Source organism: Thermosynechococcus sp. B1, assembly GCF_030322985.1.
In the GTDB taxonomy this organism is placed as follows: domain Bacteria; phylum Cyanobacteriota; class Cyanobacteriia; order Thermosynechococcales; family Thermosynechococcaceae; genus Thermosynechococcus.
In genome coordinates, this window is sequence record NZ_CP096573.1 from 1,635,854 (window position 1) to 1,661,235 (window position 25,382).

Annotated in this window: 28 protein-coding genes and 1 pseudogene; 10 read left to right on the plus strand and 19 right to left on the minus strand. The window is 52.5% G+C overall.

Annotated elements, in window-relative coordinates; genetic code table 11:
* Window positions 1–129: 129 nt before the first annotated feature.
* A complete protein-coding gene (locus tag M0644_RS08210) occupies window positions 130–1,035 on the plus strand; it encodes a PD-(D/E)XK nuclease family protein (RefSeq protein WP_286625291.1) in 906 nt (301 codons plus the stop codon).
* Here the strand turns inward: M0644_RS08210 and M0644_RS08215 are convergent.
* Window positions 1,018–1,698 carry a transposase gene (locus M0644_RS08215; protein ID WP_286625292.1) on the minus strand — a complete coding sequence of 227 codons (681 nt, stop codon included), beginning with the start codon at window positions 1,696–1,698 and terminating at the stop codon, window positions 1,018–1,020. The genes M0644_RS08210 and M0644_RS08215 overlap by 18 nt on opposite strands.
* A gap of 533 nt (window positions 1,699–2,231) precedes the next feature.
* Here M0644_RS08215 and M0644_RS08220 point away from each other — a divergent pair.
* Together M0644_RS08220 and hisH are read left to right on the plus strand one after the other, a co-directional pair.
* Window positions 2,232–2,843: a cation diffusion facilitator family transporter gene (locus tag M0644_RS08220; protein WP_286625293.1), complete on the plus strand. Its 612-nt coding sequence runs from the start codon at window positions 2,232–2,234 to the stop codon at window positions 2,841–2,843.
* Window positions 2,844–2,870: 27 nt separating this feature from the next.
* Complete coding sequence (gene hisH / locus M0644_RS08225) at window positions 2,871–3,524, plus strand: imidazole glycerol phosphate synthase subunit HisH (protein WP_149819854.1); 654 nt, start codon at window positions 2,871–2,873, stop codon at window positions 3,522–3,524.
* A gap of 36 nt (window positions 3,525–3,560) precedes the next feature.
* Here the strand turns inward: hisH and M0644_RS08230 are convergent.
* The 8 genes and pseudogenes from M0644_RS08230 to M0644_RS08265 all read right to left on the minus strand — a co-directional run.
* Window positions 3,561–3,977 (minus strand): annotated as a pseudogene (locus tag M0644_RS08230) (DUF2887 domain-containing protein); the annotation flags it as partial.
* A 30-nt stretch (window positions 3,978–4,007) separates the two neighbouring features.
* Entirely contained in the window at window positions 4,008–4,667 is a 660-nt protein-coding gene (locus M0644_RS08235; protein WP_286625295.1) for a Na(+)/H(+) antiporter subunit B, read from the minus strand.
* On the minus strand, window positions 4,664–5,194 hold the full coding sequence (locus M0644_RS08240; protein WP_149819858.1) for a DUF4040 domain-containing protein: 531 nt from the start codon (window positions 5,192–5,194) through the stop codon (window positions 4,664–4,666). Before M0644_RS08240 ends, M0644_RS08235 begins: the two co-directional genes overlap by 4 nt.
* Window positions 5,187–5,465 (minus strand): monovalent cation/H(+) antiporter subunit G, encoded by a 279-nt coding sequence (locus tag M0644_RS08245; protein WP_181496944.1) that lies wholly within the window; start codon window positions 5,463–5,465, stop codon window positions 5,187–5,189. Before M0644_RS08245 ends, M0644_RS08240 begins: the two co-directional genes overlap by 8 nt.
* A 14-nt stretch (window positions 5,466–5,479) precedes the next feature.
* Window positions 5,480–5,740 (minus strand): hypothetical protein, encoded by a 261-nt coding sequence (locus M0644_RS08250; protein ID WP_181495024.1) that lies wholly within the window; start codon window positions 5,738–5,740, stop codon window positions 5,480–5,482.
* A complete protein-coding gene (locus tag M0644_RS08255; protein ID WP_149819862.1) occupies window positions 5,737–6,126 on the minus strand; it encodes a Na+/H+ antiporter subunit E in 390 nt (129 codons plus the stop codon). The genes M0644_RS08250 and M0644_RS08255 overlap by 4 nt, the downstream gene beginning before the upstream one ends.
* The gene (locus tag M0644_RS08260; RefSeq protein WP_226972050.1) at window positions 6,123–7,547 is read right to left on the minus strand and encodes a cation:proton antiporter; all 1,425 of its coding nucleotides are present in this window, start codon (window positions 7,545–7,547) and stop codon (window positions 6,123–6,125) included. Before M0644_RS08260 ends, M0644_RS08255 begins: the two co-directional genes overlap by 4 nt.
* A gap of 9 nt (window positions 7,548–7,556) precedes the next feature.
* Window positions 7,557–7,898 (minus strand): cation:proton antiporter subunit C, encoded by a 342-nt coding sequence (locus M0644_RS08265; protein WP_149819866.1) that lies wholly within the window; start codon window positions 7,896–7,898, stop codon window positions 7,557–7,559.
* A gap of 327 nt (window positions 7,899–8,225) precedes the next feature.
* Here M0644_RS08265 and M0644_RS08270 point away from each other — a divergent pair, with 327 nt between their 5' ends.
* The 3 genes from M0644_RS08270 (at window position 8,226) to M0644_RS08280 (ending at window position 11,057) form a co-directional block, all read left to right on the plus strand.
* On the plus strand, window positions 8,226–9,827 hold the full coding sequence (locus tag M0644_RS08270; protein ID WP_149819868.1) for an NAD(P)H-quinone oxidoreductase subunit 4: 1,602 nt from the start codon (window positions 8,226–8,228) through the stop codon (window positions 9,825–9,827).
* A 127-nt stretch (window positions 9,828–9,954) separates the two neighbouring features.
* Window positions 9,955–10,182, plus strand: coding sequence for a Calvin cycle protein CP12 (locus M0644_RS08275; protein WP_011057657.1), 228 nt, complete (start codon window positions 9,955–9,957; stop codon window positions 10,180–10,182).
* Window positions 10,183–10,193: 11 nt separating this feature from the next.
* Complete coding sequence (locus tag M0644_RS08280) at window positions 10,194–11,057, plus strand: fructosamine kinase family protein (protein WP_286625298.1); 864 nt, start codon at window positions 10,194–10,196, stop codon at window positions 11,055–11,057.
* An 84-nt stretch (window positions 11,058–11,141) separates the two neighbouring features.
* On the opposite strand, the gene M0644_RS08285 is transcribed toward M0644_RS08280, so the two are convergent.
* The 4 genes from M0644_RS08285 to M0644_RS08300 all read right to left on the minus strand — a co-directional run bounded on the left by M0644_RS08285 (window position 11,142) and on the right by M0644_RS08300 (window position 13,683).
* On the minus strand, window positions 11,142–12,023 hold the full coding sequence (locus M0644_RS08285; RefSeq protein WP_286625299.1) for a DUF4388 domain-containing protein: 882 nt from the start codon (window positions 12,021–12,023) through the stop codon (window positions 11,142–11,144).
* 22 nt (window positions 12,024–12,045) lie between these two features.
* Window positions 12,046–12,636, minus strand: coding sequence for an ATP/GTP-binding protein (locus M0644_RS08290; protein ID WP_286625300.1), 591 nt, complete (start codon window positions 12,634–12,636; stop codon window positions 12,046–12,048).
* 17 nt (window positions 12,637–12,653) lie between these two features.
* The gene (locus M0644_RS08295; protein ID WP_149819876.1) at window positions 12,654–13,049 is read right to left on the minus strand and encodes a roadblock/LC7 domain-containing protein; all 396 of its coding nucleotides are present in this window, start codon (window positions 13,047–13,049) and stop codon (window positions 12,654–12,656) included.
* 79 nt (window positions 13,050–13,128) lie between these two features.
* Window positions 13,129–13,683, minus strand: coding sequence for a protoglobin domain-containing protein (locus M0644_RS08300; RefSeq protein ID WP_149819878.1), 555 nt, complete (start codon window positions 13,681–13,683; stop codon window positions 13,129–13,131).
* A 197-nt stretch (window positions 13,684–13,880) separates the two neighbouring features.
* On the opposite strand from M0644_RS08300, the gene lepB reads away from it, so the two are divergent.
* Together lepB and M0644_RS08310 are read left to right on the plus strand one after the other, a co-directional pair.
* A complete protein-coding gene (gene lepB, locus M0644_RS08305) occupies window positions 13,881–14,528 on the plus strand; it encodes a signal peptidase I (RefSeq protein ID WP_399374375.1) in 648 nt (215 codons plus the stop codon).
* On the plus strand, window positions 14,525–16,264 hold the full coding sequence (locus M0644_RS08310) for an FAD-dependent oxidoreductase (protein ID WP_286625303.1): 1,740 nt from the start codon (window positions 14,525–14,527) through the stop codon (window positions 16,262–16,264). Before lepB ends, M0644_RS08310 begins: the two co-directional genes overlap by 4 nt.
* On the opposite strand, the gene M0644_RS08315 is transcribed toward M0644_RS08310, so the two are convergent.
* The 3 genes from M0644_RS08315 to rpsN form a co-directional block, all read right to left on the minus strand.
* Window positions 16,261–17,898: an acetolactate synthase large subunit gene (locus M0644_RS08315; protein WP_286625304.1), complete on the minus strand. Its 1,638-nt coding sequence runs from the start codon at window positions 17,896–17,898 to the stop codon at window positions 16,261–16,263. The two genes, M0644_RS08310 and M0644_RS08315, sit on opposite strands and share 4 nt — an antisense overlap.
* Before the next feature lie 85 nt (window positions 17,899–17,983).
* Complete coding sequence (locus M0644_RS08320) at window positions 17,984–18,271, minus strand: 4a-hydroxytetrahydrobiopterin dehydratase (RefSeq protein ID WP_286625305.1); 288 nt, start codon at window positions 18,269–18,271, stop codon at window positions 17,984–17,986.
* Between the two features lie 43 nt (window positions 18,272–18,314).
* Window positions 18,315–18,617, minus strand: coding sequence for a 30S ribosomal protein S14 (gene rpsN / locus M0644_RS08325; RefSeq protein WP_011057663.1), 303 nt, complete (start codon window positions 18,615–18,617; stop codon window positions 18,315–18,317).
* Window positions 18,618–18,715: 98 nt separating this feature from the next.
* On the opposite strand from rpsN, the gene cysS reads away from it, so the two are divergent.
* Together cysS and pyrE are read left to right on the plus strand one after the other, a co-directional pair.
* On the plus strand, window positions 18,716–20,182 hold the full coding sequence (gene cysS, locus M0644_RS08330) for a cysteine--tRNA ligase (protein ID WP_286625306.1): 1,467 nt from the start codon (window positions 18,716–18,718) through the stop codon (window positions 20,180–20,182).
* Window positions 20,183–20,196: 14 nt separating this feature from the next.
* Window positions 20,197–20,766, plus strand: coding sequence for an orotate phosphoribosyltransferase (gene pyrE / locus M0644_RS08335; RefSeq protein WP_149819886.1), 570 nt, complete (start codon window positions 20,197–20,199; stop codon window positions 20,764–20,766).
* Here the strand turns inward: pyrE and purB are convergent.
* The 3 genes from purB to M0644_RS08350 are packed head-to-tail and all read right to left on the minus strand — an operon-like array spanning window position 20,763 to window position 25,382.
* Window positions 20,763–22,058, minus strand: coding sequence for an adenylosuccinate lyase (gene purB / locus M0644_RS08340; RefSeq protein ID WP_149819888.1), 1,296 nt, complete (start codon window positions 22,056–22,058; stop codon window positions 20,763–20,765). The genes pyrE and purB overlap by 4 nt on opposite strands.
* 56 nt (window positions 22,059–22,114) lie before the next feature.
* Window positions 22,115–23,203 (minus strand): LOG family protein, encoded by a 1,089-nt coding sequence (locus M0644_RS08345; RefSeq protein WP_149819890.1) that lies wholly within the window; start codon window positions 23,201–23,203, stop codon window positions 22,115–22,117.
* A gap of 31 nt (window positions 23,204–23,234) precedes the next feature.
* A complete protein-coding gene (locus M0644_RS08350; RefSeq protein ID WP_286625307.1) occupies window positions 23,235–25,382 on the minus strand; it encodes an ATP-binding protein in 2,148 nt (715 codons plus the stop codon).

The following is a 25,382-nucleotide window of genomic DNA, read 5'->3' on the forward strand; positions in this document are numbered from 1 at the left end:
TAAACAGTTTACCCCTACCATTTTTCAGCTAGATCCAGTTCCTCAGACTCCTTTAAGGGCAGCAGGGCAATGACCTCGAACTCGAAAATCTTTAGAATAGGGTTACAGGTTTCAGAGTAGCTAATTTTAATGGAGCGAGAGGAAATTATTGCGCTCATTCAGCGTGAGCTACCGCAGCTTGTGGCTCAAGATCCCAGCTTGAGAGATTTGATCCTGCGCATGGTCTTGGACGTTTCTCTGCCTCGCCGTGAGGCAGATATCAAGTTTGACCGTATCCTCAGCGAACTACAGCGCGATCGCGAGGAACAGTCACGCCGTTGGCAGGAACAAGACCGCAAGTGGCAAGAACAGGTCCGGCGTTGGGAAGAACAGGATCGCAGGTGGCAAGAGCAGGCCAAGCGCTGGGAAGAACAGGATCGCAGGTGGCAAGAGCAGGCCAAGCGCTGGGAAGAACAGGACCGCCGCTGGCAAGAACAGGCCAAGCGTTGGGAAGAACAGGACCGCCGCTGGCAAGAACAGGCCAAGCGTTGGGAAGAACAGGACCGCCGCTGGCAAGAACAGGCCAAGCGTTGGGAAGAACAGGATCGCAGGTGGCATGAGCAACTTGCAGAGATTCGGCGTCTTGACAAGCGCTTTGACAGTACAATTGGAGCCCTTGGTGCTCGCTGGGGAATTGCTTCAGAAACCAGCTTTCGCAACGCCCTCGCGGGCATTTTGACGGAATCCTTTGGGGTTGAGGTTTTGAACTTAACCCTCTACGACCATGAGGGTGAAGTCTTTGGTCGCCCTGATCAGGTGGAGCTAGACTTGATTATCAAAAATGGCTTAACCATTGCCTGTGAAATCAAATCTTCTATTGATAAGGCAGGGATGTATATCTTTGACCGTAAGGTGAATTTCTATGCGCGGCATCACCAGCGCCAAATTGACCGCAAAATTGTGATTTCGCCAATGGTTGATCCACGCGCACGACCGGTGGCTGAGGCGCTAGGGATTGAACTCTATAGTTATGCCGACTCAGTGGAGGGCTTGTAAGGAGACTTTTGTCGCTATACGAAACTCCCTTTGATTCTCGTCAAAAAATTGAACCACGCGATATCTCTCATGATTGAGCTTCATTCTCATGTTATTCTTGATACGTACAACAAATGGGCACTTCCTCTCACTCAGTCGCTCTAAAAATTGCCAGCTCGCAAACCCTCTATCCATGATTACAACAGCATTCTCAGGGATCATTTCTAGAATCTCCTCTTGAAAGCTCAGGTCATGTCTCTCCCCAAAAGAAATTACCGCTTTACCCGTGATGTTCTCTGTTAAATCAAATCCCGTAAGTAACTTCACTTGATGATATTTATAGAACCAAAAGAGTTTACCGGTCAGGGTAATGATGGTTGAATCGATAGGAAACAGCGTCATGCTTGAAGTACGATGTCTCTTTTGAGCTTGAGACATCAGTTGAGTGTAAATCCCCTCAAATAAGCTGGTTGTCCGAGTTTTGTTGGCTTTGGAAAACGTGGACATATCCACTGTAATCCCTGCATGATTCAAGCGATAAAATAAGGCTCTCATACTGGTTAACCCTTGGTCGAGAACGTAGGTCAACCAGATTTTGAAGAACAATTGAGAGTTCAGCACGGGGTAGTCACAGGGGCTGAGCCGATTGAGAATGGACTTGACAAGAGTTGTAAAAGATGCCATACTATAGTATAGTAAGTTGATTGTTTTTTCTTCTTTTAGGGGAAGAATATGACATTTCTTCCCTTTTTTCTAGCCTCTCAAACTACCTTTCAACACTTCTGCATTATAGTCTACCTCTGCATAGCCCCAAAAGTTGACCAGTATAGAGCTTGGTGTTACTGAGTCATACAGTCTTAACACTTGAAAAAAGATGTTCTAGAAAAATTCTATGGTCAAATGATCTGATTTGAGGCAGAAATATTGAATCTTGCAACAAAAATTAACGTATCAAGTGACAATCAGACCTACTTGTCAATCAAAGTGCCAATGTTATTGTTGTATTATCGAATACCGGTTAGTACCCTAAGTAGCTGTAGCTGCTAGTTAAAGCCACTTTGCGTCAAAAATTGTGACAGTTTAATTTAAAAGAATAACTCTGACCGTTGTACGGCAAGTCACATCTTCATTGACTAGCTAAACAATTGTGCTATTCGAGGTCTAGCAACCCTATAGCTACTTCAGTCATGATATTTAGATACGTTTGGGAATAGCCCATGTCCGATTGTGGTTGCCACATCGAAGCAAGAAATGCGGCGGAGCGCAAAACCCTGCGAATTGTGCTGCTGATCAACGTGCTCATGTTTTTTGTGGAGGTGATTACTGGCGTCCTTGCCCAGTCCACTGCCTTGATTGCTGATTCTCTTGATATGCTGGCCGATGCTCTCGTCTATGGCCTCTCCCTCTATGCCGTGGGGCGATCGCTCAAGCAGAAAACCCGTGCAGCAAGTCTAAGTGGCCTGTTTCAAATAACCCTAGCCGCCCTAATTTTGCTGGATGTGATCCGTCGCTTTGTCAGCGGTAGTGCCCCAGAGGCCGATTGGATGATGGCGATCGCTCTCCTTGGACTGGTGGCCAATGGCTACTGCCTTTACTTGATTGCCAAACATCGGCAAGGGGAGGTGCACATGCGCGCCAGTTGGATTTTTACCCAAAATGACGTGATTGCCAATGTCAGCGTAATTATCGCCGGCGGGCTGGTCGCCCTCTTTCGATCCCCTTATCCTGATTTGATTGTGGGTTTTGGCATCGCCAGCCTTGTGCTCTGGGGAGGAATTCGTATTGTGCGGGATGCAAGGCAGGCGGTGATGAACACCCCTGTAGAATAAGTAGGGTTACTTTTGGGGAAGTCTCCTGTGAGCGGACCAGCGATCGCCATCATTGACTACGATATGGGCAATCTGCATTCCGTGAGTAAAGCCCTTGATGTCGTGGGGGCAACGCCCTTAGTGAGCGATCGCGCCAGTGACATTTGTGCTGCGGATGCCGTGGTTCTCCCCGGTGTCGGTGCCTTTGACCCCGCCATGACCCATCTCCACGAGCGGGAACTGGTGCCTGTCATTCAGCGGGTGATTCAGCAGGGGATGCCCTTTTTGGGGATTTGTCTGGGTCTGCAAGTCTTGTTTGAGTGCAGCGAAGAAGGCAGAGAACCCGGCCTTGGTATTTTTGCGGGGAAAGTCAAACGCTTTCAGTCTGAACCCGGCCTCACAATCCCCCACATCGGCTGGAACCAACTCACCCTAACGCAACCCGCCTGTCCCCTCTGGCAGAATTTACCGCCAACCCCTTGGGTGTATTTTGTCCACTCCTACTTTGTCGCCCCTGATGATCCAGAGCTTGTGGCCGCCACCGTCCGTCATGGTCAGCAAACTGTCACAGCCGCGATCGCCCGCAACAATATCTTTGCCTGTCAATTTCACCCCGAAAAGTCGGGCAAGATCGGCCTGCAACTACTGCGCAACTTTGTCACTCTCGTCAAACACCAGTATAGCCATTTTAATCAAGAATGAGATATTATCCAGTACAATAATTGTGAATCACCTCATCAGCACCTCCTCGCGACTTAGTGTGGTGAACTTGTACAGGACAGTTGTTATGATTAACTCTATTATGGCTTGCTGCTTCAGGTCTGTTTCTGGCTGACTCCGCTGCGCAAGTAATCGATTGGGATAAATGACCACGGCTTGCCCATCAGAGAAGGTCTGGCGATACAGACGCAAATAGAGAAAGATTTCAGCAAAGAAGCGTTCGTAGAAGGTATTATCTCTTTGAAACTGGACTTCACAAAAATAGACCACTCCTGAGGGATCAGGGGGGACAAAGAAACCGTCAATGCGGAAGGCGGTTGGCTTGAGTTCAACGAAGTCAAAGCGGTAGCCTCTAGGATAGTCAATTCCGAGCAGCTCAAAGAGCGTCTGAGGCAGTTGAGCAAACAGTTGGTAAAAGAGGGAGTCGCGGCGCATGGGCTAGGGAATATATCACGGGAGCATGGATTAAAGCAGGCCGCGATAGCGAATAAATGTCAGCACTGCCGCCCACGACCCCAAGGCCACTTTTAGGGCAATGAGGATATTCAGCCAAGGAATCCAGCCACCACTGAGGAGGGTGCCAAACTGACCCGCCGGCAAGGCCACCCCCATCAACAGGCTGGCACCGCAGAGAATGAAAACAATCACGGAGATTTTTTCCCATGTGGCGGCATGGAAGCGACGATAGATGCTCTCTAGCCATTCTGGAGCTGAGGTAATGGCCACAAGCCCGATCGCCGTCCCGCCAGCAACGCCAGCCGCAAATCCACCCCCCGCACTCAGGTGCCCCCGCAAGGCCAACTCAATACACACAAGGGAGCAAATGGTGGCGCCAAATCTTGCCAAAACAATCGAGGGCTGATCATTAAAGCGGCTAACGTGGCCAAGGGGTTTTTCATTGCTGAGTAGATACTGTGCCCCCATGATGGCAAGAGTGAATACCACCACTTCAAAAATGGTGTCGTACAGGCGATTGCGCAAAATCACAGCCGTAACGGCATTGGGAATGCCACTCTGGTTAACAAGGGTTTCGACAATGGGAAGCGTTGGTACCGCAGGTAGGGTGGGGATCATCAGCATTTTCACCAGCAGCAGCACTGCCGCAATGCCATAGAGCCAAATCATGTCGCTGACTCCTCTTCACTGGGCAAGGGGTAATACACGAGTTCTGTGAGACTGGTGAGGTGGGGCTTGAGGATGGTGTAAAGGCGTGCTACACGGGTCATCGTTAATAATTGAGTGGTTTCTTCAGCACATAGGGCATGAATCTCGCGATCGCGGAGCGCTATTTTAAGTTGCTCAAAGGTGGGATAAATAATTAATTCAACACGCAAATGATAGGGAGCAACGGCTTCACGAATGGCTGCCAGTAAATGATCCAAGCTATCGGTGGAGAGTGCCGAAGCTAAGATGCCCAATCGCAGCACCAAGGAAGAGCGTACTGCAACGGCGTAGAGCATAATTGAGAGCATTGTTCCCACAAGGGCTTCGGTCAGTGCCACATCAGCAGCGCCGAGAATGGCATAGAGGAGAGCCGCCACCGCACCAATAATGCCGCGAATGACAAGGGCGTGGTAGGGATTCTCCTGAAACACCAGCATCAGAGCTGTTAGAGGCAAGAGTGCAGTGACAGCAATGAACCAGCTATCCATCAGTGTCCTCCCCTTGGGAGCAGTAGGCCAAAACATAGCCCAGAATGGTGTTCCAGAGGGCGAGGGAGATCAACGCCAAGACCAGAAGTGGCCATTCGCGGGGAATGCGCAGCAAGACGCCGATCATGATTGCCATCGAACCTAAGGTATCGGAGACTGACAAAAAATGCAGTTTATAGAGGGGCGATCGCCGACCCACCAGCGGCCATGTTCCCCACAGCCAAAGAAAGAGACCAAAACTAATACAGGCATAACTAATCCACTGTAAAATCACTGACCCCCTCCCTAAAGATTGGCGACATCCCGTAGTCGCCGCAGAATCTGCGCCAAGAGCATCAGGGCACCATTGCCCACACTAAGGATGATCACCCCCACAATGCCAATCATCCAATCATCCCGCTGCACCGACACCAGCAAGATCATAATGGCTGCCTTTGTGGCAATACTGGCAAAGGCCAACATCTTCGACCAGATGTGCTCCCCCTTCCAAGCAGCATAGAGGGGAATGCCCAGAATCAGCAGCATGATGACTAAAAAGGCCGTCATTTTTCGGGTCTGCGCTCCACTAGTTGATGCACTTCAAACCAGCCCTCCTCGTCGTAGTGCAGCACGATCGTCTTGGGGGTGAAGGTAATCGTAAAAATATCTAGAAAAATCAGACCGGGGGCACGGGTAGGATCAACGGGTTCACGGACGATCGCTTCATGGCGATGGGGACGCACCATCATTTCAATGGCTTCAATATAGGCACGGGGAACAGCCATCGCCACTTTTCCTAGGGTACTCAGCCACTGCCGCAGTGTTGCCATCCCCCCTCGCCCTTGGGGCAGCAGGAGCGAAACCAAAATCCCAATCGCCAGATTGACCAAGCCAAAGTCCGCCGTCAGCAGCAGCCAAATCGTTAGGCGCAGGGCAAAGTTCAAATAATTCATAGCGCTAACCCCACCAAGCCAAGTAAGAGTAACAGCATCACCCCTAGAAGATGTTCTAGACGTTCCCAAGCCCCTCGCCATGGCGATTCCCAGCGGGAGACCCCCAAAGCCACTAGGCCACACCCCACCAAGGGCGGCAAAAAGGCGCGTAACAAACTCATGCCACTACTGTAGGCTTCCATGTAGCCGGCATTGGCCAGAAATAGCCCACCCAAGAGCACCATTGTGGCGGCACTATAGCCCATAGGGGTCTTGCTAGGATAGCGAGGCAAAAAGAGGAATTTGCTGTAAATTGTGGCGGTTAAAAAGCCAGCACCATAGAGCAGTCCCTGCTGCCACGGGTCAAGGTAACTTAGGGTCAAAGCCTTAGCGGGAAATCCAGCAAGGAGGGGCACACCGACAATGCCATAACCGGCAATAATCAGGGCGATCGCCGCTGGGCGCGGCAGACCCTCTTGGCGCAATTCACTAAGACGATAGTGGCGCAGTTCCCCCACACTCAAAAAAAGGCTGGCCTTGGCTAAGCCGTGCATCAGGGCATACAAACCCGCTGCCGGTGGGGCAATGATCACCCATCCCAATTGGCCAAGGGTACTAAAGCTGAGCATCCGTCGTACATCATCGGCCACCAAGGCAAATATTAAGCCAAAAAAGATTGAGGCGAGGGCAAACAGACGCACAATATCGGCAATGGTGCTATAGAGCAGACTGACGCGAGCAAGGCTAAACACCCCAGCATTTTCGACAATGCCGGCTAGGAGAGCAGCAACAATGGGAGCAGCAACGACGTTAGTTTGGGGCAACCAAAGCCCACTAATGAAAATGGCGCCCTTGGCCAACAATGCCATCAAAATCAGCGCCACAGCCTCTGGCGGTGCCTGCATCAGGGCACTAAAGGCAAAGGTATGGTTTGTCTGATAGACGAGCGCCACCCCCATTAGATAAAAGAGCATGGCCACGTTGCTCACCATCAGGTAGCGTAGGCCAATCCAGAGGGGGCGATCGCTACGGGGATAGGCAATTAACAAAAAGACAACAATCCCCAGCACCTCAATATTGACGTAGAGACTGAGGAAATCCGCTGAAATAAAGACGGTGTTGGCACAGCCGTGGAGCAGACACAGCAGCACATAGAAGAACGCTTTATAACCCTCCTGCCACGTATGTAACAGTGCTGCCAAAATGACGAGGGCATTGGTGACAATAAAGTAGCCACTGAGGGGGTCAATGCTCAGGGAAATGCCAAAGCTATCGAGTAGGACAAACGCAGTGTTGACTTGGTTAATGGTGATGCCTAAGCCGACACAGAGGGAAACAAGGGCGATCGCTAGGGTCAGACCCCGCGCTAAGGGGGGCAGCAGATAAAGGGTTAAGCCGGCCACAAAAGGCAACAAAATCCAAGCGATCGCCAGCGCCGTCATTGCCACTTCCTACAGATACTTTTGATCAATTTCTGGGGTTTCTAAAGTCGGGTTATCCCGCGCTAGCTTCATTGCCGCCACCAGCATCAGGGTTTGAATCGAAAGGCCAATCACGATTGCGGTTAAAATCACGGCTTGGGGTACGGGGTCGGCATAGGCAGCATCAAAGGCTCCGCCACGGGCAATGGGCGTGACCAGACCACTGTGGGTGGCAATGACCACAAACAAAGCCACTACGCCGGTGCTCATGACATCCATCGTCACAATCTTCATTAGCAGGTTTTTCTTGACGATCGTTGCTAGAAACCCGACGAGGATAGTGACAAAAACACTGGCTTCTAAGAAAATCATGAGACCCCACCCCCAGACACCTTGGTATTTAGAACAAAGGTATTTAGAACAAACTGTAACATTCTGCTTTGCCGTTACACCTTGCCTGTTGCTATAGAACTGCACCGCCGCAACCAACGGTGAGGACCCTTAAGCCCGTCAACCCCCATCTTAACTTTATTCAGATCAATATCAATTCTCTATAGAATAGATTTTTGTCAATATCAGTGTCACAAACTTTATAATTTAGAAAAATGCTTAACAATTTGCAACATTTGGCAAATAGGTATATATTCTTATTCAGACACTTGAACGAATTACTGGACTCGTCCCTTGGGGGGTTGTCTGATGAATGTCCAATTTCCTTGGCTGACTGTACTAACACTGCTGCCTTTAGGGGCAGCCTTTTTCATTCCCGTGTTGCCCGACCGTGAGGGGAAGACAGTCCGCTGGTATGCCCTAGCGATCGCACTCCTCGAACTTGGCCTCTCGGCAATGGTTTTCTGGCAGCACTACGATGCCCAATCCGCCCAGATCCAAATGGTGGAAACCGTGCCTTGGCTGCCGCAAATCGGCCTGAACTGGTCCCTAGCGGTTGATGGCCTTGCCGTCCCCCTGATTTTGCTGACGGGTCTGGTCAACACAGTGGCAATCTTTGCGGCTTGGCAAGTAAAGCAGAAGCCGCGTTTATTTTATTTCTTGATGCTGGCGCTCTACAGTGCCCAAATTGGCGTCTTTGCCGCCCAAGACCTCATCCTCTTCTTCCTGATTTGGGAATTGGAACTGGTGCCCGTCTATCTACTCATTTCCATCTGGGGGGGAGCCAAACGCCAATACGCCGCTACAAAATTCATCCTCTACACTGCCGTTGGTTCCCTCTTTATCCTCATTGCTGGCCTAGGGATGGCCTTCTATGGGGGTGACTTTACGCTCAGCATGGCGGCCTTGGGTCTCAAGGACTATCCCTTGGCGCTGGAACTGCTGGCCTATGGTGGTTTCCTGATTGCCTTTGGTGTCAAGCTGCCGATTTTCCCGCTACACACTTGGTTACCCGATGCCCATGGTGAAGCCTCGGCGCCCGTGTCAATGGTGCTGGCAGGCGTGCTCTTGAAAATGGGGGGCTATGGCCTGATTCGCTTCAACCTGCAAATGTTGCCGGATGCCCACATCTACTTTGCGCCGGTGCTGATTGCCCTTGGGGTCGTGAATATTGTCTATGGTGCCCTGACTGCTTTTGGCCAAGAAAACCTGAAGCGGCGGCTGGCCTACTCCTCGATTTCCCACATGGGCTTTGTGCTGCTGGGCATTGGTGCCCTCAATGGCATTGGTCTCAATGGGGCGATGCTGCAAATGCTTTCCCACGGTTTGATTGCGGCTGTTCTCTTCTTCTTGGCCGGGGTGACCTACGATCGCACCCACACATTGGCCATGGAAAAAATGAGCGGTATTGCCCAATCCATGCCGAAAACCTTTGCCCTGTTTACCGCTGCCTCTATGGCCTCGCTGGCGCTGCCCGGTATGAGTGGTTTTGTCAGTGAACTCACTGTCTTTTTGGGCTTGACCAATAGTGATGCCTACTCCACGAGTTTCAAAGTGGGAGTGATTTTCCTTGCCGCTGTTGGGGTGATTATTACGCCCGTCTATCTGCTCTCGATGGTGCGCCGTGTCTTTACGGGCAAACAAGCGGGCGATATGTTTGACAAACTGCTGTTGGACATCAATCCCCGTGAAACCTTCATTGCCCTGTCCCTGTTGGTGCCGATTATTGCTGTGGGGATGTATCCCAAGCTAGCCACCCAAACCTACGATGTGACCACGACAGCGATCGCTAGCCATGTCCATGCGGCTCTGCCGGCGGTAGCGCAGCACCATCTGCCCCTCTATGCCCAACTGACCCAATCCGCCCCCAGCCTAGTCAGTGAAGCAACTGTTGCCGACAGCACCCTCTAGGGGTGAGGGGTGGGGATGCACCGTCTCCAACTGGCAGTTCAGGGCATTCATTGCTAGAGTGGAGTAACGGCATTCCTGCCCTTGGGCAGATTGCATAAACTGAATACGGTGATTCAATAAAGGCTCTATGAGTAATCTCGAGAAACAAATTGAACAAGCCCGCGAGGAAGCCCACAAAATCTGTGATACCGAAGGGGCAACCTCTGGACAGTGTGCCGCCGCTTGGGATGCCCTTGAGGAACTGCAAGCGGAAGCTGCCCACCAACGCGCTGAGCAGCAAGATCACAAAACCTCCTTTCAGCAGTACTGTGATGACAACCCTGATGCTGCTGAGTGCCGCATTTACGACGACTAAGGGTTGAGGGTGTGGGTCGCTGGCAACAGTTGTGGGATCAATTTGCCGCAGCGACGGGTCAGCGGCTCCATGAGGGTAAAGCCCTTGCGGTAGGGGGCGGCAGTATCAACACCACCTATGTGTGGCAACATCCTGAGCAAACCCTCTTTGTTAAATTCAATCGCCCTGAACGGCAGGCCATGTTTGCTGCCGAAGCCAATGCCCTGCGGGCGATCGCCAAGGTTCAAGCGATTCGCGTTCCCCTTCCCCTGCTATGGGGAGTGGTTGAGGACGCGAGTTTTTTAGTGTTGGAATACTTGCCCCTCACCAGTGCCGGAGATTGGTGGCAAATGGGGGTAGAGCTGGCACAGTTGCACCTCAAGGGCACTGGCGATCGCTACGGCTGGTGCGAAAACAACACCATTGGTGCCACTCCTCAAATCAACCCTTGGTCAGACAACTGGGGGGAGTTTTTCCGCGATGCTCGCCTGCGCTATCAGCTGGAGTTGGCTCGCCGTCGGGGTGGACACTTTCCCAAGGCGGAGAAGCTCCTAGCAGCCATTCCAGAACTCCTGAACCATGAGCCAACCCCTACCCTAGTGCACGGCGATCTCTGGTCGGGAAATGCTGCCTTTTGTCGTACGGGGGAACCCGTCATTTTCGACCCCGCCAGTTACTATGGCGATCGCGAGGTGGACTTGGCCATGAGTGAACTCTTTGGTGGCTTTCCTGCAGCCTTTTATGAGGGCTACAACGCCACCTATCCCTTAGCAGTTGGCTATAGGCAACGGAAAACTATCTACAACCTGTACCACATCCTCAATCACTTCAATCTCTTTGGCGGCAGTTATGGGACTCAAGCAGAGCAAATGATGGCTGCGATTCTTGACCAATAGACGCTTACCAAGCAATTCTTAGTCGGTAAGCCTATGCTCCACAACTTTAGGTAAGCATCGGAAGGATGTCATGAAAGGGAACACTTAATTATCTTTTGCTTTGTTTCTCAAAAAGCTAACAATTCCATTAAGGAAGGAATAACTCAATTCGGCGCCAGCCCTATTATCACTTTCCCTATTGGACAAGCCTAGGTCAATCTGCTTAGGAAAGGTAGTTGCTGGCGGAGGAGAAATGCTAATGATTTCTTCTACTAAGCCCATCACTATAAAACAAAAACAGATTTTTTGAATCTCTAAGATGTGCAAGCCTAGCGTGTTAGCAATCTCTTGAATTGTTGTTGTGCCATCAATTTGCTCCCATACCTGCCACTCCTTTGCGCTTAACTGCACAGAGGGTGGCTCATGAACTAAAGCGACAATCGTCGAGCTCTCCGAGGGCAATTTATCCATCAAGGATGTCCAGTCGCGTAATAAACGCAGACCTGCTAGGGTAATCGCTTGGGGTGAAGCACTCAGACCGGTCATTTCAGAAAACGGCAGGGGATGACGGCCATCAAACTCGAAATAGCCTTCTTCAAGGCTAAACAGGTAAGGAACAGGCGTCAGCACTTGATGCCTGAATAGTAAACTAAGTTGCTGTGTGTCCAAGATTCCTTGGGATTTTAGGAAAATCCCCAAGGGTACATTTTGAGAATATCGGTCCATCACTCGTTGAATGGTCAAAGGGTGTAATAATTTCCGCTGCTCAATCAATTGCCACAAACCTTGTTGGTTGAGTGTAGTGGTTGCTGCTACCACGTTTCCATAACGAAAAAAGAGGTAGTACTCTTGCGATTGCGGTAGCACGGTTAAAATGTTTGGCATATTGATCAACTTTATGGAGAGGCATCCTGTACGCTGCCCTTGTTCCAACAACCGAAAAACCTCTCCTAGCGAAAATTCTGAAAAGTAACCGCTAATTTTCATGGGAATCTCCTCTTGAATTCAATCACTCAAGTTGTTGTCTTTTGACTGTAGCGGTGGCATCCGGAGAAGTGATTGGTCTAGCTTGGAATCGGACATATTCTTGAATAACTGTTGTCAACGCTGTGGCAACCGAAAAACGATCCAAGCTATTCACAGACATCATTGGTGGTCGTCTTTGGGGATCTAAATAGCCAAGGGCAACCCCAATTTCTTCCACCGGCCAAGCGTCAGGATGATCAGCATGACTGCAGCCGATGACCATGGGTATCTGAGTGCGGTGGCGCATGAAAGCAGCGATGCGCCGAGCCATCCGAAAGTCTTGGGGACGATGGGAACTCACTAGCAAAATGAAAGCGTGGGCTTTGCGAATAAGAATGTCCCACATGAAATCAAAGCGCTCTTGGCCAGGAGTACCGTAGAGATGAAGTGCCTTATCAGCACTAAACTGTAAGCGCCCAAAATCCATCGCTACTGTTGTTGTTGGCTTCAGATCAGCAACATGATCACTAGCTTTGCGATCTGTGTCTACAGCCTCAATTTCGCTAATTTTGCGAATAAATGTAGATTTGCCAGCGCCTACTGCACCGGTCACTACGATTCGCATAATTTCCATTGGGTAGTGACCTCAGGCTAGAGACTAACAGTTGGACTCACACTAACGAGTTGTTGTTGCAAATCGGCAATAACGTTCTTAATCTCAAGATTGATAATCCCCAGCTTGGCTGAAGCATCGGCAAGAACCAGTAAAACTGCATCTTCGGTGCAGCTAGTCAGGATGCCATAGCCACTGTTGCCTTCCACCAAAATTCGCTCAATTTGTCCTCGACTCAGTTCCCGCCCAATCCGCTCACCTAAGGAGAGCATGGCTGCTGACATGGCGGCAACACGCTCTTCATCCATGCCGCTAGGCAAGACAGCGGCAAGCGTCAGGCCATCCGGAGAAACCAGAGCTGCCCCTTGAACATTGCTGGCAGTGGCTACAAAATTTTGCAGAATTGCTTCAATTTTGACGGCGTTAATGGCCATTTTACCCCCTAGCCCAAAATAAATCGAATAAATGATGGCAAGAGCAAATAGATACCAATGAAGATAAAGAAGAGAATTGCTACATCGCGGTTGCCCCTTGAGCAATTAAACGTTGAAAGAGCGCTTGTGTCCATCCGGTCTCTTGAAGAACTGCTTGGGAAGAGACTTCAAAGTAGGCCTGCTCAATAAAGGCAAGGTCAATCATGCAAATTTTGCTTAAGGCATCCCCAAGAGCCTCCGATTGATTATCTTGGCGCAGTTTTTGCCGTAGAGCGTTGACTACAACTGCCATGGCTGGTACAACATGCTGGGGTCCAATCCCAACCTTGACATGGATAAGTCCAATTCTCCAACGGCGTTCAGCGTAGCTTTTTCCCCACTGATCCATGCCAGTAAACATCTCGTAAAACCATTCCACAAACGTTTGTTTGAGGCGATGAACTCGCCCTTCGGTAGCGTTGAGAATGGCATTCATCTCTTCATCTTTGCCAAGGTAATCATAAAAGACATCTGCCATGGCGGGGGCAACTTCCTTACCCCAAGGTGCTGCTTGGGCAAGCACCGATTTGTCTTCTTCCGTCAACTGCACACGGCGAGTCATAGTTGCCATGAAGGCGGTTGGATCGATAGCCATTGGACTTTTGATTTCAATACTAAGATGACGTGAAATTTCCGACAAAAGGCTAGCACCTTTCTTGAGGCCTGTAAATACCCTGTCGCTTCTAACTGGATTCTCAAAATTGTTGGATTCTGGCCATCGGGGCGCTGTTACCTTGGTGATGGGGTATGGTGGAGTACAGGGTTGATTTACTGTTTGCGGAGTTCCTTTCTATGGCCGATGGCAAACTGCCACCCACAAATGCTTCTACCCCTGAATCCATGAGAGCCAAGGCCGAAAAGACGACAGAACCCTGGTGGCTGGAGATGGCCAAAACCTTGGGTCTGGCTGCTCTCTTGGCCTTTGGTATTCGTACCTTTGTAGCAGAAGCGCGCTATATTCCCACCGGCTCGATGGAAGAAACCCTGCTGATTAACGATCGCCTGATTATTGAAAAGATCAGCTACCATTTCCATGCCCCCCATCGCGGCGACATTATTGTTTTCAATCCAACTCCGGCCTTGCAGCAGGCAGGCTTTCGTGATGCCTTTATCAAGCGGGTGGTGGGCTTGCCTGGGGATCGCGTGGAACTCCGCCAAGGGCGCGTCTATATCAACAATCAACCCCTACCCGAACCCTATCTAGCTCCCTCGACATTTACCTCCGTCGATACCTGTGCCGGTATTCAGCCCTATCTGGCTCAACCCCAAGTGATTCCTGCCAACAGCTACTTGGTCTTGGGGGATAACCGCAATAACAGCTTTGATGGCCGCTGCTGGGGCGTGGTACCGCGCAATTACATTATTGGTCGTGCGGCGATTCGCTTTTGGCCCCCCGATCGTTGGGGGTTGATTACCGATCCCAAGGAACCGCAACAGTGAGGCAAACCCTGCGCACCGAGGTACTCGTTGTGGGTGGTGGCACAGGGGGGGTAGCTGCTGCCTTAACGGCGGCTCGCATGGGAGCACAAACGGTGCTGGTCAGTGAAACCCCTTGGCTAGGGGGCATGCTCACGAGTGCTGGGGTGGCTGCGCCCGATGGCAATGAACTCATGGCGTGGCAAACCGGGCTGTGGGGCGAGTTTCTGCGGGCGATCGCCCAGCGACAGCCGGGGGGGTTAGATCATGCTTGGGTGAGTTTCTTTACCTTTGAGCCAAAGGTCGCCGCTGATCTTTTTGCCGAGTGGGTCAAGGCAACCCCCAACCTGACGTGGCTTGTTGGTGAAGTTCCCCAAGCGGTTTTGCGCCAAGGCAATCGCATCCTCGGGGTGGAATTGACCACCCTCACCCTCCATGCCCAAATCACCATTGACGCCACAGAACTCGGCGATCTCCTTGCCTTGGGGGAAATTCCTCATCGCTGGGGCTGGGAGTGGCAGGCAGACACCGAAGAACCCTCCGCACCGTCAGCCCCCACAGCCTTGACTCAAACCTATCCCGTTCAAGCCCCCACATGGATTGTGGTTCTACAGGACTACGGTGAGGGTGCCACTGCCCCAGAGATTCCCCCTTCCCCCCTTTGGGATGAGCACAAGTTTAACGGTGCTTGGGCAGGCTATGACCCGCTGCACTTTCTCAACTATGGCCGCCTGCCTGGAAACCGCTTTATGCTCAACTGGCCGCAGCAGGGGAATGACTATGGGGTGGGTCTGGAACGGCTGATTAGCTCTGCCCAAGAGCGACAGGCCTTTTGCCAAGAGGCACGCTGGCACGCCCAAGATTTTGCCCGTTATGTGCAGCAACAGTTGGGTCGCCGCTATGGTTTAGCGGAGGATACCTTTCCCCAATTCCCCAGACAGCTAGGGGGGGGAGCCTATGCCCTCCATCCCTATTACCGCGAAAGTCGTCGCCTGATGGGTGTCACCACAATTCACGAGCAGGATATTCTCCCCAGTGCGCCACCGCCCGTTGATGCCCAAGGTCACTACACTGGCATTGCCATCGGCAACTATCCGAACGATCACCACTATCCGGGGATGGAACTCCCCCTGATGCCTAAGTCCATCCGTTGGGGCGGTCGTTGGACGGGAACGCCCTTCGTGATTGCCTATACGTCGTTGATTCCCCAGACGGTAGAGGGCTTTCTAGTGGCAGAGAAAAATATCTCGGTGACCCATATTGCCAATGGTGCCACCCGCTTGCAACCGCTGGTGATGGGCATTGGGCAGGGGGCAGGGTGGTTAGCCGCCACAGCCATTCGCCAAGGGAAATCGCTGCATCAACTGGTGGGCACCCTTGATCTGAAGCCCCTGATTCAGGAGTGCCGACAGGCAATCTTTCCCTTCTTTAACCTGCCGCCGCAACATCCCGAATGGGAAGCTTGGCAACTCCAGACATTAAACACCTTTGATCCCACAGTCCCCCTACCCCCAGAAGTGGCGATCGCCCAGCCCACGCCGATGACCATGAGCCCAAGAATGCAAACTGTCACGGGCGAGTTTGCCAAACTGGGGGAGCAAGCCTATCAACTGCGCACTGAGCAACAGTCTTGGCCTTTGGTGACACTGCACCCCACTGTGAACGATCGCCTGCAAACCTATAGAAATGGGCAACGGATCACAGTGACGGGCTTTATCAACCCCTATGCTCCTTGGATGCGGGTGGAACACGTGGCCTAAGTGTCGCAGCTTAGCTCCCCAAGGCGTTGGTTAAAGCGCAGATTCTCTCTGTAGTCCACAGGGACATCAATGATGGTGGGGACATCCTGTGCCAAGGCGGTTTTTAAGGTTGGGATAAAGTCAGCGGTGGTTTCAATGCGATACCCCTTGAGTCCCATGCTTGCGGCCAATTTAACAAAGTCGGGGTTGCCAAAGCGGACATAGGCGGATTCGCCAAAGTAACGCTGCTGCTTCCACTCAATCAGGCCATAGCCGCCATCATTAAAGATGATGGTTGTAAAGTTGGTTCCTATGCGCAGGGCGGTTTCCAGTTCTTGGCAATTCATCATGAAGCCGCCATCGCCGGTGACTGCCACCACATGCCGCTGCGGATAGACCAATTTCGCCGCTATTGCTCCCGGTACCGCAATCCCCATTGCGGCAAAGCCATTGGAAATCAAGCAGGTATTGGGGCGATCGCAATGGTAGTGACGGGCAATCCACATCTTGTGAGCACCCACATCAGAAATAACAATGTCCTCTGGTCCCATCACTTGGCGCAGGTCATAGATAAGCTTTTGCGGTTTGACAGGAAAACCCTCATCTTGGGCATATTGGCAATAGTCCGCCACAATGTCTTGGCGCAGTTGGACGGCATAGGGGGTGGGCTTATCTTGGCGATCGGCTCGCTTGAGAATTTCATAGAGGGAGTCAGAAATATCCCCCACGACCTCAACAACAGGGATGTAGCTGCTGTCAATTTCTGCATGGGTGGCCGCAATATGGATAATGGGCAAGCGGCCATCGGGGTTCCAGCTTTTCGGGGAATACTCAATCAAGTCATAGCCAACGGCAATCACTAAGTCAGCATGATCAAAGCCGCAGCTAATGTAATCCCGCTGCTGGAGTCCCACCGTCCACAGGGCAAGGGAGTGCTGATAGGGAATGACCCCTTTACCCATAAAGGTATTGGCCACGGGGATATTCAGCTTTTCGGCAAAATGGGTGAGGGCAGCGGCAGCGTGGGCACGAATAGCGCCATTCCCCACTAAGATCAGGGGGTTCTCAGCAGCATTGATCAGTTCAGCGGCCTTGAGAATGCTCTGGAACGAGGCATAGGTTTTTTCGGGCGGGCTAGGCTTGAGGGGATAGCCCTCAGCTTCCATGGCGGCAATGTTTTCGGGCACATCAATGTGAACCGCCCCTGGCTTTTCATTCTGGGCAATCTTAAAGGCCTTGCGGACAATTTCTGGCGTAATGCTGGGGCGGACAATCTGGGCATTCCATTTGGTTACCGGGCTAAACATGGCCACCAAGTCCAGATATTGGTGGGACTCGATGTGCATGCGATCGGTGCCTACCTGCCCTGTAATGGCCACAAGAGGAGCGCCATCGAGGTTGGCATCGGCAACCCCCGTCATTAAGTTCGTGGCACCGGGGCCAAGGGTAGAGAGACACACCCCCGCTTTACCGGTGAGACGACCATAGACATCGGCCATAAAGGCCGCCCCTTGTTCATGGCGGGTGGTGATAAATTGAATGGGGGAGCGACGCAGCGCTTGCAGGACATCAAGATTTTCTTCCCCCGGCAGACCAAAAATGTATTCTACGCCTTCATTTTCAAGGCATTTCACGAGTAATTCGGCGGTATTCATAGGATAGGCGATCGCGGGCACTACTTCCTATCGTAGTTCTGTCTTTTTCGCCCAATCCTTAAATGTTGGCAAATGCTGACGAAATTTATGCCGCGGCCAGATCGGAGATCACCTTGGCCAGATCAATGTCCTTTTGGGTAATGCCGCCGGCATCATGGGTGGTGAGGCAGACCGTGACCCGATTCCAAGAGATGGATAAATCAGGGTGATGTCCGGCCGCCTCAGCGGGATCCACCAGACGATTGACAAAGGCAATGGAGCCAAGAAAATCCTTGAAAACAAACGTTTGCTCAAGGCGATCGCCCGCCAATTTCCAGCCCGCTAGGTTTGCTAGTTGTGCCTCAATATCGGCTGCGGAGAGTCGCTCTGCCATGGTTGTGCCTCAACCCTATTAGCTCTAGGGTAGCAGAGGTAATTTACCAACTGGACTTGACGACCCCCGGCAGTAGCCCTTGGTGGGCCATTTCCCGCAGGGCATTGCGGCAGAGGCCAAAATCGCGATAGTAACCACGAGGACGACCCGTCAACCAGCAGCGATTCCGCAGCCGCGAAGGGGCACTATTGCGGGGCAACCGTTGCAGTTGACGATGGATGCTCATGATCTCTTCTTGGGTTTCGGCGCTGGCCAGTTGAGCCTTGAGTTCTTGGCGTTTGCTGGCGTATTTAGCAACAAGCCGTTGCCGCTTTTTTTCCCGTTCGATCATGCTTTTTTTGGCCATGGGGGTGTGTTTGTCCTCGATAATGATCAATTTGGTATCCTATATCCTATCAAAGAGCGATTTGTTGCTGCAACTGTTGATCCTTGCGGGGTGTTTCTGTGCCCTTACATCTGTACAACACACTGTCTCGCCGCCTTGAACCCTTCTCGCCCCTGCACCCAGAGCGGGTGACGATTTATGCCTGCGGGGTTACGGTGTATGACTACTGCCACTTGGGGCATGCCCGTTCCTACGTGGCTTGGGATGTGCTGCGCCGCTATCTGATGTTTTTGGGCTACCACGTCCACTATGTGCAAAATTTTACCGATATTGATGACAAGATTTTGCGCCGTGCCCATGAGAACGGCGAGACAATGGCCACAGTGAGCGATCGCTACATTGCCGCCTACCACGAGGACATGGCGGCCTTGAATATCCTACCTGCCACTGCTTATCCCCGCGCGACAGAGGTGATTCCAGAAATTATTCACCTCATTCAAGGGCTACTGGATCGCGGCTATGCCTATGTGGCCGGCGGGGATGTTTACTATGCCGTGGCACAATTTCCCAGCTATGGCAAGCTCTCTGGGCGACAGCTTGAGCAACTCATGGCCGGTGCCAGTGGCCGCATTGAGGAAGAGGAGGAGCAGCGCAAACGCCATCCCCTTGATTTTGCCCTCTGGAAAGCCGCAAAGCGGGAGGAAATGGCTGTTTATGAGCCATGGGAAGCCCCCTGGGGAAAAGGGCGCCCCGGCTGGCATATTGAATGCTCGGCGATGGTGCGGCAGGCCTTTGGCGCAACGGTGGATATCCACTGCGGCGGTATGGATTTGATTTTTCCCCACCATGAGAACGAAATTGCCCAATCGGAGGCAGTGACCCAGCAGCCCTTAGCGCGATTTTGGCTCCACAACGGCTTTGTAACCGTAAACGCCGCAAAAATGTCCAAGTCCTTGGGCAACTTCACGACGATTCGTGACCTCTTGGCTCAGGGAGTACATCCTATGGCTCTACGCCTGTTGGTTCTACAAGCCCAGTACCGCAAACCCTTGGACTTCACGCCAGAGGCACTGACCGCCGCTGCCAAGGGCTGGCAAACCCTGCAGGAGGCGCTACAGCTCAATCGGCAGCTCTCCCTGCCCGTCATTGATCCAGAGGCGGTAAAAGCTCACCCCAGTACCCAAGCCTTCTGTCAGGCCATGGATGAGGACTTGAACACCGCAGCAGCTCTAGCGGTCATCTTTGAACTGGCCAAAATCCTGAATCGTGAGCAGCATCGCTATCTCCACGGGGGAGACTGGGGGCGATCGCCCGCTGAGGTGAGTCGCGATTGGCACACCTTGGTTGCCCTTGCTCAGGTCTTGGGTCTAGAGGCCAAAGAGGCGCCAAAACCTTCGCCAACGATGGGACTCACCGATGAGGAGATTCAAAACCTGATTGCCGCTCGCACCGCTGCCCGCCAAGCCAAGAACTATGCGGAGAGCGATCGCCTGCGGGATCTCCTTTTGGCTCAAGGGGTCAAACTCGTGGATCAAAAGGACGGCACCACCCATTGGTTTCGCGTGCCCGCTGGCTCAACCCCCTAACTGTGGAGAACCCTATGCACGATTCCCTTGCTGACCTGCGTCAGGAACTCTTGGCGCTTCTGTGCCGCGATGCCTACCGTGCCGGCGAGTTTATCCTTTCCTCTGGCCAAAAAAGCCACTACTACATCAACTGCAAACCCGTGACCCTCTCAGCGCGGGGCGCTTACCTTGTGGGGCGGCTCTTCTTGGCGCAGTTAGCCCCTGAAGCGGTGGCGGTGGCGGGTCTCACCCTTGGGGCAGATCCCTTGGTGGTGGCAGTGAGCGTGCTCTCCAATGTGCAGGGGCAGGATCGGGCAGCGCTGATTGTGCGCAAGGAAGCCAAAGGCCACGGCACGATGAGCTTTATTGAAGGTCCCCCCTTGCCCCAAGGGGCGGTGGTCACGGTGCTTGAGGATGTGATCACGACGGGGGGGTCTGCCCTCAAGGCGGTGCTGCGGCTCCAAGAGGCAGGCTATGTGGTCAATGAGGTTCTGGCCATTGTCGATCGCCAAGCGGGCGGGGAAGCTGCCTTTGCCGCTCAAGGAATACCCCTGCGATCGCTCTTTCGGATTAGCGACCTCGAAGCCTACCTCAATGCGGTCTAAATTCCCAACCGCTGGTAAATTTCCTCGAGGTGCTTGAGGTGATGTTCAGGGTTAAAGCAGGCCTCGAGTTCTTCTGGTGTCAGGTAGCGCTGAATCTCTGGATCCCCTTTGAGGTTGGCTGCAAAATCGCCATTGGGTTGATTCCAAGCAGCATGGGCGTGTTTTTGCACCAAGGCATAGGCGGCTTCGCGACTCAGCCCCTTCTCCACCAGCGCCAAAAGCACCCGCTGACTAAAGATGACACCGCCGTAGCAGTTCATATTGCGGCGCATATTTTCGGGGTAGATCTGTAGCGTCTGCACCAAGTCAGTCATTTCCACCAGCATAAAGTGGCTGAGAATTGAGCTATCGGGCAAAATCACCCGTTCCACTGCACTGTGGGAAATATCCCGCTCATGCCAGAGGGCAACATTTTCAAGGGCAGCCAAGGCATTCCCCCGCAGCACCCGCGCTAGACCGGTCAGTCGTTCGGAACGAATGGGATTGCGTTTATGGGGCATAGCAGAGGAGCCTTTTTGTCCCTTTGAGAAGAATTCCTCGACTTCAAGGACATCGGTGCGCTGCAGATTGCGAATCTCAACAGCAAAGCGCTCGAGGCTGGCTCCCAAGAGGGCAAGGGTTTGGGCATAGTCGGCATGGCGATCGCGGGAAATCACCTGTGTTGAAGCGGTATCGGGTTGGAGACCGAGTTTTTGGCAGGCGATCGCCTCTACACGCGGATCCACATTGGCATAGGTGCCCACTGCCCCCGAAATTTTGCCTACGGCCACGGTGCGCTGCAATTGGCACAGGCGATCGCGATGGCGCAGCAATTCCGCCAACCAGCCAGCTAGCTTAAAACCAAACGTAATTGGCTCGGCGTGAATCCCATGGCTGCGTCCCACCATCACCGTATAGCGATGTTCTTGGGCACGGTGGCGCACTGCCTGAATGAGCTGCTCCAACTGCTCTTGGATCAGGCTGAGACTGGCCACCAATTGCAGGGCTAAACCGGTGTCGAGGACATCGGAACTGGTCAAGCCAAGGTGAATATAGCGTCCGGCATCGCCAACATTTTCGTTGACATTGGTGAGGAAGGCAATGACATCGTGCTTTACCTCTGCCTCAATTTCCAGCACCCGTTGGGGGTCAAACTTGGCCTTGGCTTTGATTTCAGCGACGGCGTCAGCAGGAATATGTCCCAGTTCGGCTTGGGCTTCGCAGACCGCAATCTCAACATCGAGCCATGTTTTGAATTTGTAGGCATCCGTCCAGAGGTTCCCCATTGGGGCAAGGGTATAGCGTTCGATCATGGGCGTGTGCTTATCTAGAGTGATCAAAAACTGCAAGCTAATCGAATGGCGATCGCCTATTTGCGTTCGGGATGGTACACAGTTTCCGCCGTGGCAAAGCCATTGAGGCGATAGATGAGTTGGTAAAGACGGCTGTAGTCCCGCTGGTTAAAGTGCAGGATCAATCGCGGCAGGTGGAGCGTGTGGGTCAAGGCAGGGCGGTTAATGGGTTGCTCGTCTTCCACTTCCCGAGGCAACGGTTCAGTGCGTTCAATCTGCCCCGACACGAGGATGTCTTGAAAATCGCGATTGAGTTCTGCCAAGGCGGCATCACTAATGTCTTGGTTCAACCGCAGCACCAAGCGATCGCCCACATAGCGGCTAGAGTGATAGACACGATAAAAGCCACTCAGATAGGCTAAACCTTCCTCAACACTGGTGCAGATGCGGTAGAGTTCCTGATCTTCACCGTTAATCAGTCCCTTGGCTGCCAGTTCTTCACGAATAAACCGATCCCAATGTTGCCAGTAGGTACCACCGGCAATGTCCATCAAGACCAAGGGCTTAGGGGGGGCTTTGCCCGTTTGGCAGAGGGTCAAGCATTCAAAGGCTTCATCTTGGGTGCCAAAGCCACCGGGGAAGACGGCAATGGCATCGGTTTCCTTGAGCAAAAAGAGCTTGCGCGTAAAGAAGTACTTAAAGTGAATCAGACGCGGATCCCCTTCAATGTAGGGATTGGCACCCTGCTCAAAGGGGAGTTCAATGTTCAGGCCAAAGGACTTATTGGGGCCTGCCCCTTTGTTGCCAGCCTCCATGATGCCACCCCCGGCACCGGTGATAATCATAAACCCCGTGGCACTCGCCGCTTGAGCAAAGCGCACCGCCATTTCATAGACTGGCGCGGTGGAGGGGGTGCGGGCGGAGCCAAAGATCGAAATTTTGCGGGTATGGCGATAGGGGGCAAAGACCCGCAGGGCTTGGTGCATATCCCGCAGGCAGGAACGCAGAATCTTCCAATCTAGTCGTTCCAGTTCCTCATCGGCAATATCCAGAAAAAGTTGCAGGGCTTGGTAAATCACGTCGCCGTGGGGCACACTATCCAAGCGACGAATTAACTGTTCAAGGTCTTGCTGTAGGCTACTTAAAGCGACTCGCGAAAGGGTCATGGCACCCTAAGAACGTTAGCACCCTATTTTATCAGGCAGCGGGATCACCTGATGCAGTGGGTAGGCTGAGGGTAAAGGTGGTAATGCCCGCTTCACTGTCGGCGCTAATTTCACCCTGCAATTGCTCCACGAGTTTTTGGGTGAGGGCAAGGCCTAAACCTGTTCCCCCCTGTTGCCACGGATCGGCATTGGGAATGCGATAAAACTTTTCAAAGATGCGCGGTAGCTCCTCACTAGGAATCTCTGAGGGATTACTCACTTGAATTTGCAGGCGATCGCCCCCGATTGGACCAAAACGGACAACAATCTGTGCGCCAGCAGGGCTGTACTTACAGGCATTGTTGAGTAACTCTGCCAAGATGCGGGCTAAGGCATGGCGGTTGGAGAGGAGGGGCGGCAACGTGGCGGGGCGCAAAATCTCAAGGGATTGCTGCCGCTGTTGCATGCGGTTGCGGAAGGGTTCGAGCACCGAGGGCAGCCAACTGTCGAGATCAATCACCTCCTGTTGAATCTGGCTGCGCCCTGCCTCTAGGCGTTGCAGATCCAGCAAATCATTGATCAATTCCGTTTCGCGGTTGCACTCATTGGCGAGAATGTCGAGGTAGCGTTTCTGGCGATCGTCGGTGGCAAATTGCTTCAGCATATAGATGGCCATTTTCATATTGGCCATGGGGGTACGTAACTCGTGGGAAACGGTGCTCAAGAAATCATCCTTAATGGCATTGAGCCGCTCTAGCTCCTGCATTTTCTGTTCCAGTTCGGCAGTACGGGCGCGCACTTGTCGCTCCAAATCCGCATTGAGTTCTTGCACCTGTTGGTAAAGCTGCGCTTGGTGAATGGCGAGGGCACACTGATCGGCAATGGTTTTGACGAGGCTTAAATCTTCTGGTGTCCAAGACTTGGGCAGAGTTTGTTGCCAAAGCTGGCGATCGCTCGCCAAAACGGACGTTGCCTCACTGGGTTCCCACTCCCAATCGAGGAGCGTAATTTGGCCGAGGAGTTGGCCGAGGTAAATCAGCGGGGTGATTACCAAAGCGTTGACGTTGAAGGTTCTGAAATCCGTTTGCAGCGGCTGCGGTAAATCCGTACAACTCGCCGCCAAGACCACCTGCTCACCGTTGCTGAGGGCAGGCTCAAAGAGGGCGATCGCCTGCTGGTTCAGCGCAATCAAGTGGTTGGGTAAGCTGACAAATTGAGGACGGCTGGCATAGGTAGGGCTATTGGGCGCATGGGTTTGCGTAATCAGGCAGAGGGTCGATCCCAAGGCTTCTAGGAGTAAATCAGCGGTAATTTGCAGGACTTCCGCTGCCACCATGGTGGTGCGCATGGCTTGAATGATGCGGTTAATGATGGCCTCACGGCGGGCTTGGTTGCGCAGTTGTTCCTCGGCTCGCTTGCGATCGGTGACATCCATGACATAGCTGCGGATCAGCTCACTTTCATAGATGTAGTGAATCGATTGCTCGTAGATGCGCCCTTGGTACTCCACCTCCCGCATATGCACTTTTTCTTGGGTTTGCTTCATGTAGCGTGCGAGTTCCGGCAATCCCAGCAATAGAGGATGAGTCAACTTCTGTTGCTGTAGATCCCGAAACTGCATCACTGCCGCTGGATTGAGATACGTCACCCTCCCCTCTAAATCCACTTCCAAAATTGGGTTGGGCGTCAGCTCCGGATAGGAGGCCAAACGCACTAAGGCCGCTTCACTAAAATTCTCGATATTGCCGTCACTGAGGGGGACAAGCGTTGCAAAGGGATTGGTGCTTTTGGAAAGAAATCCTAAGACATCAGTACTGCGGCAAAAATCCTGAAACTCCGTATCCGTCATGTTGGTCAAGGTCAAGTAGCGGGCACGCACATCGCCGCCAAACACAATCATGTCGCCGCTACGCAAATCATGGGCAACAATCCGCTGGCCATTAACCAAAGTGCCATTCGTACTGCGCTTGCCCTGCAAATCACCATCAATGAGGCGAAAAAGATGGCTATTGGTTTCAGGACTAGTCACCCGTAACAAAATCGCGTGCTGCCGTGAGACCATCTTGGAGTGAAGCACAATCGAATTCGTTGGATCACGGCCAATGGAATAGGTTGCCGCCTCTAGCAAAATGGGTCGCCGCCCCTCACTGTCTTCGAGGACTAACAGGTGGCGAACCGCCTGCCGCTCATGGCTCACCAT